The organism is Agromyces humi (assembly GCF_009720255.1).
In the GTDB taxonomy this organism is placed as follows: domain Bacteria; phylum Actinomycetota; class Actinomycetes; order Actinomycetales; family Microbacteriaceae; genus Agromyces; species Agromyces humi.
In genome coordinates, this window is the sequence record NZ_WJSP02000223.1 from 1 (window position 1) to 6,080 (window position 6,080).

General features: G+C 68.0%; 4 protein-coding genes and 2 pseudogenes. 4 read left to right on the top strand and 2 right to left on the bottom strand.

The features are described 5' to 3' along the window. Together GH736_RS25760 and GH736_RS15370 are read right to left on the bottom strand one after the other, a co-directional pair. A pseudogene (locus GH736_RS25760) lies at nucleotides 1-128 on the bottom strand (hypothetical protein); the annotation flags it as partial. 19 nt (nucleotides 129-147) lie between these two features. Next, a pseudogene (locus GH736_RS15370) lies at nucleotides 148-510 on the bottom strand (LacI family DNA-binding transcriptional regulator); the annotation flags it as partial. A gap of 262 nt (nucleotides 511-772) precedes the next feature. Here GH736_RS15370 and GH736_RS15375 point away from each other — a divergent pair. The 4 genes from GH736_RS15375 to GH736_RS15390 all read left to right on the top strand — a co-directional run bounded on the left by GH736_RS15375 (nucleotide 773) and on the right by GH736_RS15390 (nucleotide 6,003). Then, nucleotides 773-2,131: an ABC transporter substrate-binding protein gene (locus GH736_RS15375; protein WP_159604883.1), complete on the top strand. Its 1,359-nt coding sequence runs from the start codon at nucleotides 773-775 to the stop codon at nucleotides 2,129-2,131. Between the two features lie 111 nt (nucleotides 2,132-2,242). Then, entirely contained in the window at nucleotides 2,243-3,211 is a 969-nt protein-coding gene (locus GH736_RS15380; RefSeq protein ID WP_159604885.1) for a carbohydrate ABC transporter permease, read from the top strand. After that, nucleotides 3,208-4,200, top strand: coding sequence for a carbohydrate ABC transporter permease (locus tag GH736_RS15385; RefSeq protein WP_159604887.1), 993 nt, complete (start codon nucleotides 3,208-3,210; stop codon nucleotides 4,198-4,200). Before GH736_RS15380 ends, GH736_RS15385 begins: the two co-directional genes overlap by 4 nt. A 120-nt stretch (nucleotides 4,201-4,320) precedes the next feature. Beyond that, nucleotides 4,321-6,003, top strand: coding sequence for an alkaline phosphatase D family protein (locus GH736_RS15390; RefSeq protein ID WP_159604889.1), 1,683 nt, complete (start codon nucleotides 4,321-4,323; stop codon nucleotides 6,001-6,003). Nucleotides 6,004-6,080: the final 77 nt, after the last annotated feature.

Genomic DNA, 6,080 nt, shown 5'->3' on the forward strand with positions numbered 1-6,080 from the left:
AAGACGAGGCGCACGGGGTCCTCCTTGCCGCCGATGCCGAGCGGGTGGATCTCGAGCGTCGGCTTCGCGGTGGTGAGCGACGGCGAGACCTCGAGCATGTGGGCGCCGAGGATGAGCTCGTCGCCGGCTTCGCCGTGTAGAAGACCAGATCACCGCGTCGACCCGCTTGCGCGCCAGGAAGAAGTCGAAGACCCGGTCGCGGCCCGGACCCCAGTCCGAGAGGTTGTAGAGCGTGAGGTCGTAGCCCGCACCGAGGAGAGCGCGCTCGATGCCCTCGAGCACCTCGCCGAAGAACCAGCGATTGACGAAAGGGATGACCACGCCGACGTTCTTGGTGCGTCCGGTGACGAGGCTCGCGGCGTCGGGCGAGGCGATGTAGCCGATCTCGGCGGCGGCGGCCTCGACCCGGACCCGCGTCTGATCGGCGACGTAGCCCCGGCCCGACAGGGCCCGCGAGGCGGTGGCTTTCGAGACGCCCGCGAGACGCGCGACATCGCCGATGGCGGCCATCCGCGCCTCCCTCCGTCGGGCAGCTTCGTTGCGAGTGTAGTGTCCGGGCTCCGGAATGTGGAACCGTTTCCTGAACGCGTCGACGATCCGAGCGCGCCGCGGAACGCCGCGGTGGGAGCGCTCTCCCTCAACGGTGGCAGCGAAATTCGATCGGTGTCCGAACCGTGACCTCTCGCGGGTTGTCAGGAATCGCGGGTTGTCCTACCGTGGAGGCTGGAACCGGTTCCGGCTTCGCCTGCATCACACTCAACGAGGAGAAGACATGAGATCCACACGGCATAGCCGTTGGCTGGCCCCCGTCGTGGGCGCTGCCGCGGTCGCGCTCGCCCTGACGGGCTGTACAGGAGACGCCGCCGAGCAAGATGCGGCCGACGTCGACTGCGGGCCCTACGAGCAGTACGGCACGTTCGACGGCGCAGAGGTGACGGCCGCCGGCACCATCCTCGACCTCGAGGCCGACCGGCTGAACGAGTCGTGGGCCGACTTCGAGACCTGCACCGGCATCTCCGTGGAGTACCAGGGCTCGAGCGAGTTCGAGGCCCAGATCGCGGTGCTCGCCGAGGGTGGCAACGCCCCCGACGTCGGCTTCGTGCCGCAGCCCGGCCTGATGAACCGCCTCGCGGCGGGCGGCTGGCTCATCCCGGCATCCGAGGAAGTCGAGGCCAACGCCGACGAGTTCTGGTCGCCCGACTGGAAGGCGTACGGCACGTACGAGGACACCTTCTACGGGGCGCCCCTCATGGCCAGCATCAAGGGCTACGTCTGGTATTCACCGGCGGAGTTCGAGGAGAAGGGGTACGAGATCCCGAAGACCCTCGACGAGCTCAAGGACCTCTCCGACCAGATCGCGGCCGACGGCGACCACAAGCCGTGGTGCGTGGGACTCGAGTCCGGTGAGGCCACCGGCTGGCCGGGCACCGACTGGGTCGAGGACTACATGCTGCGCCTCAACGGCGCCGACGCCTACGACCAGTGGGTGACCCACGAGATCCCCTTCAACGACCCGCAGGTCGCCGACGCGTTCGACGCGGTCGGGCAGTACCTGAAGAGCGAGGACATGGTCAACGGCGGCATCGGCGACGTGTCCACGCAGGTCACCGAGGCGTTCCAGACGGCCGGCCTCCCCATCCTCGACGGCGAGTGCTCGCTGCACCACCAGGCCTCGTTCTACGAGACCTTCTGGAACCCCGAGGGCGGTGACGAGGTGAAGGTCGCCTCCGACGGCGACGTGTTCGGCTTCCTGCTCCCGCCGGCCAACGCCGACGACCCGCTGTCGGTCACCGGCGGTGGCGAGATCGTGGTGGCCTTCCGCGAGGCCGACGAGGTCGAGGCGTTCCGCGCCTACCTCTCGAGCGACACCTGGGCGAACAACCGCGTCAGCCTCGGCGGCGTCATCAGCGCGAACAAGGGCGTCGACCCCGAGAACGCGTCGAGCGAGCTGCTGGTGCAGTCCATCGAGATCCTCCAGGACCCCGAGACGACCTTCCGGTTCGACGGATCCGACCTGATGCCCGGTGCCGTGGGCGCCGACTCCTTCTGGAAGGGCATCGTGGCCTGGGTCGGTGGCGACAGCACCCAGCAGGTGCTCGACACCATCGAGTCGACCTGGCCGTCCAGCTGATCGTCCGCGCGCCGCGCCCGGCGCACCGCGGGCAAGGCGCATGATCGAGGGGCGGGGTTGGAGAACCCCGCCCCTCGGCACCCCAGCTTCAACGACGAACCGGGAGGCACGATGACCACGGCCGATCTCCTCGGCAAGATCCTGCAGGTGGTGATGGGGCTCGCGGTGTTCGCCGCGGTCGTCGGCCTCCTCATCTTCTTCATCGACAAGGCCCCGAAGAAGGGCAGAGATTACTGGCAACTGGCGGGGTTCCTCGCACCGGCGCTCATCTTCGTCGCGATCGGCCTCGTCTATCCGGCCATCCGCACGAGCATCCTGGCGTTCCAGGACTCGTCGGGGGACTGGACGTTCGACAACTTCGTCTGGACCTTCACCCAGCCGGCCGCCATCCGCACGCTGATCAACACCGTGATCTGGGTGCTGCTCGTGCCCACGTTCGCGACGGCCGTCGGTCTCGCCTACGCCGTCTTCATCGATCGGTCCCGCGGCGAGCGATACTACAAGTCGGTCCTCTTCATGCCGATCGCCATCTCGTTCGTCGGCGCGAGCGTGATCTGGAAGTTCGTCTACGAGTACCGCTCGGGCGACCGCGAGCAGATCGGCCTCCTCAACGCCATCGTGGTCGCGTTCGGCGGTGAACCCGTGCAGTGGCTGCAGACGGACCCGATCAACACGATCCTCCTCATCGTGGTGATGATCTGGGTGCAGACCGGATTCGCGATGGTGGTGCTCAGCGCCGCCATCAAGGGCATCGCCACGGAGCAGATCGAGGCGGCGCAGCTCGACGGCACGAACGCGTGGCAGCGATTCACGAACGTCACGATCCCGGGCATCCGGGGTGCACTTGTGGTCGTCCTCACGACGATCTCGATCGCCACCCTGAAGGTCTTCGACATCGTGCGCACCATGACGGCCGGAAACTTCAACACGAGCATCGTGGCCAACGAGATGTACACCCAGGCGTTCCGCGCGAGTGAGATCGGGCGCGGCTCGGCGCTCGCCCTCATCCTCTTCGTGCTGGTGCTGCCGATCGTCATCTACAACGTCAATGTGCTCCGCAAGCAGAGGGAGATCCGATGAGCAGCGTCGCCCCGGCCGATCTTCCCGTCGGCAAGAACCTCGGCACCCTCGAGGAGGTCGAGCAGCGCGAGTACGACGTGCCCAAGACGATGCGGGTGAAGAAGCGCCTCACGTCGCGCACGGCCACCATCGCGTCGCTCATCATCGCGGTGCTGTGGACCATCCCCACGTTCGGCCTCTTCATCTCGTCGTTCCGACCGGCTGAGCTCATTCGCACCACCGGGTGGTGGACGATCTTCTCGAACCCGGGGTTCACCCTCGAGAACTACCAGAACGTGTTGTTCTCGTCGTCGGCATCGTCGCCGCAGCTCGGCTCGTACATCGTCAACTCGATCGCGATCGCGTTGCTCGCCACGCTCATCCCCCTCGTGTTCGCGTCGATGGCGGCGTACGCGTTCGCCTGGATGCGGTTCCGCGGCGTCGGCGTGCTCTTCATCATCATCTTCGCGTTGCAGATCATCCCACTGCAGATGGCCCTCGTGCCGCTCCTGCAGATCTTCTCGACGGTGCTGCGCCCGATGCAGGCCTGGCTGCACGACGTCATCCCGATCATCCCCGAGCAGAACTACCTGCCGTTGTGGCTCGCGCACTCGATGTTCGCGCTGCCGCTCGCGATCTTCCTGCTGCACAACTTCATCTCGGAGATCCCGGCCGACGTGATCGAGGCGGCGCGGGTCGACGGTGCGACGCACGGGCAGATCTTCTTCCGCATCGTGCTCCCGCTGGCCGTTCCCGCGATCGCGTCGTTCGCGATCTTCCAGTTCATCTGGGTGTGGAACGACCTGCTCGTCGCGCTGATCTTCTCGGGCGGCACCCAGGACGTCGCGCCGCTCACCCAACGATTGGCGGAGCTCACCGGAACACGCGGACAGGACTGGCAGCTCCTCACCGCGGCCGCCTTCATCTCGATCGTCATCCCGCTCATCGTGTTCTTCAGCCTGCAGCGCTACTTCGTGCGCGGCCTGCTGGCCGGATCCACGAAGGGGTAGGCGACCAGCTCGACCCGAACGGGCTGGGAGAACGGATGCCGCGAGCGGGGGCTCGCGGCATCCGCCATGTGCGCAGCGCAACCCGTGGTCAGCATCGGTCCGAGACGGTAGAACAGTGGGATGGCCTCGTCGCCGCTGCTCCTCGGCCCGATGCTGCGCTACGTCGATGCGACGTCCGCCAGCATCTGGGTGGAGACGCGCGCGGCCTGCCGGGTGAGCGTGGCCGCCGGCGGGCGGTCGTGGCATGCCCGCACCTTCGCGGTGCACGGGCATCATTACGCCCTCGTCGAGGTCGACGGTCTCGATGCCGCCTCGGAGCTGCCGTACGAGGTGCGGATCGACGAGACCGTCGTCTGCCCCGAGCCCGGGTCGGAGTTCCCAGCGCCCGTGATCTCGACGCGCACGCCCGGCCGTCCACTGCGGATGGCCTACGGGTCCTGCCGCACGAGCGTTCCCCACGATCGCTCGGGCAACCGAACGCACGGGGTCGACTCGCTGCGCGCCTTCGCGCTGGCGGTGGCCGAGGGGCGGGCGGAGCGCCCCGACCTGCTGCTGTTCCTCGGCGACCAGGTCTACGCGGACTCCACGTCGGCGGAGATGCAGGACTTCATCAGGGCACGACGCGACATCCACGAGGAACCTGGTCGCGAGCTCAAGGACTACGAGGAGTACGCGCACCTCTACCAGCTGGCGTGGTCTGACGAGGCGAACCGATGGCTGCTCTCCTGCCTCCCGAGCGCCATGATCTTCGACGACCACGACATCCGCGACGACTGGAACGCCTCGCTGGACTGGAAGAAGAAGATGGAGGCCACCTCATGGTGGCGGGGTCGCATCGTCGCGGGACTGGCCGCCTACTGGGTGTACCAGCACCTCGGGAACCTCTCACCGGCCGAGCGGGCCGACGACGAGATCTGGCGACGGATCACCGCACACGACAGCGAGGAGGAGCTCGACCTCACCGACGTGCTCGACGAGTTCGCCGACCGGTGCGACACGCACCCGGACACCTACCGGTGGAGCTACAGCAGGGAGTTCGACGACGTGCGGCTCGTCGTCGTGGACTCGAGGGTCTCGCGCGAGCTCGCGCCCTCGCGTCGAGGGCTGGTGAACGCGAAGGAGCTCGCCTGGCTCGACGACCACCTCCGCGGGGGGTTCCGGCACGTGCTCGTGGCGACCTCCCTGCCGTTCCTCCTGCCGATGGGGCTGCACAACGTCGAAGCCTGGGACGAGGCGATCGCTCAAGGCGCCTGGGGCAGGCCGGCGGCGTGGATCGGCGAACGGCTGCGGCAGGCCGTCGACCTCGAGCACTGGGCTGCATTCCAGAACAGCTTCCAGGCGGTCGCGCGGATCGTGACGGAGGTCGCCGACGGCAGGCGCGGCCCGGCGCCTCAGACGATCACCTTCCTGTCGGGTGACGTCCACTACTCGTACCTCGCCGAGGTGGAGCGCGACGACGGCGGCCGCATCGTGCAGGCGGTGTGCTCGCCGGTGCGGAACCCGCTCCCACGGTTCCTGCGGTGGTTCGCGGTCGTGATGTCGTACGGCGTGGCGACGCCGATCGGTGCCGCGGCGGCGCGATCGGCGAAGGTGCCGGACCCGCCGTTCCAGTGGAGCACCGCGAAGGGTCCGTGGTTCGACAACAACCTGGCGCTGCTGGAGGACACGGCCGATGGCCTCGTCATGAGCTGGCACACCGGCGTGGTGGAGCACGGCGACGAGCTGCACCCGCGGCTCGAACAGGTGGCACGCATCGTCGTGCCTGCGACCCGCGGGGACCGTCGCATCGCAGCCGAGGCGTAGGGTCAGGTGCGCGAGCGACCCGCGGCGCGCGGGAGTCGGCGCATGCGCAGTGCGGCGCCGAGGCCGAGCAGGGCGAC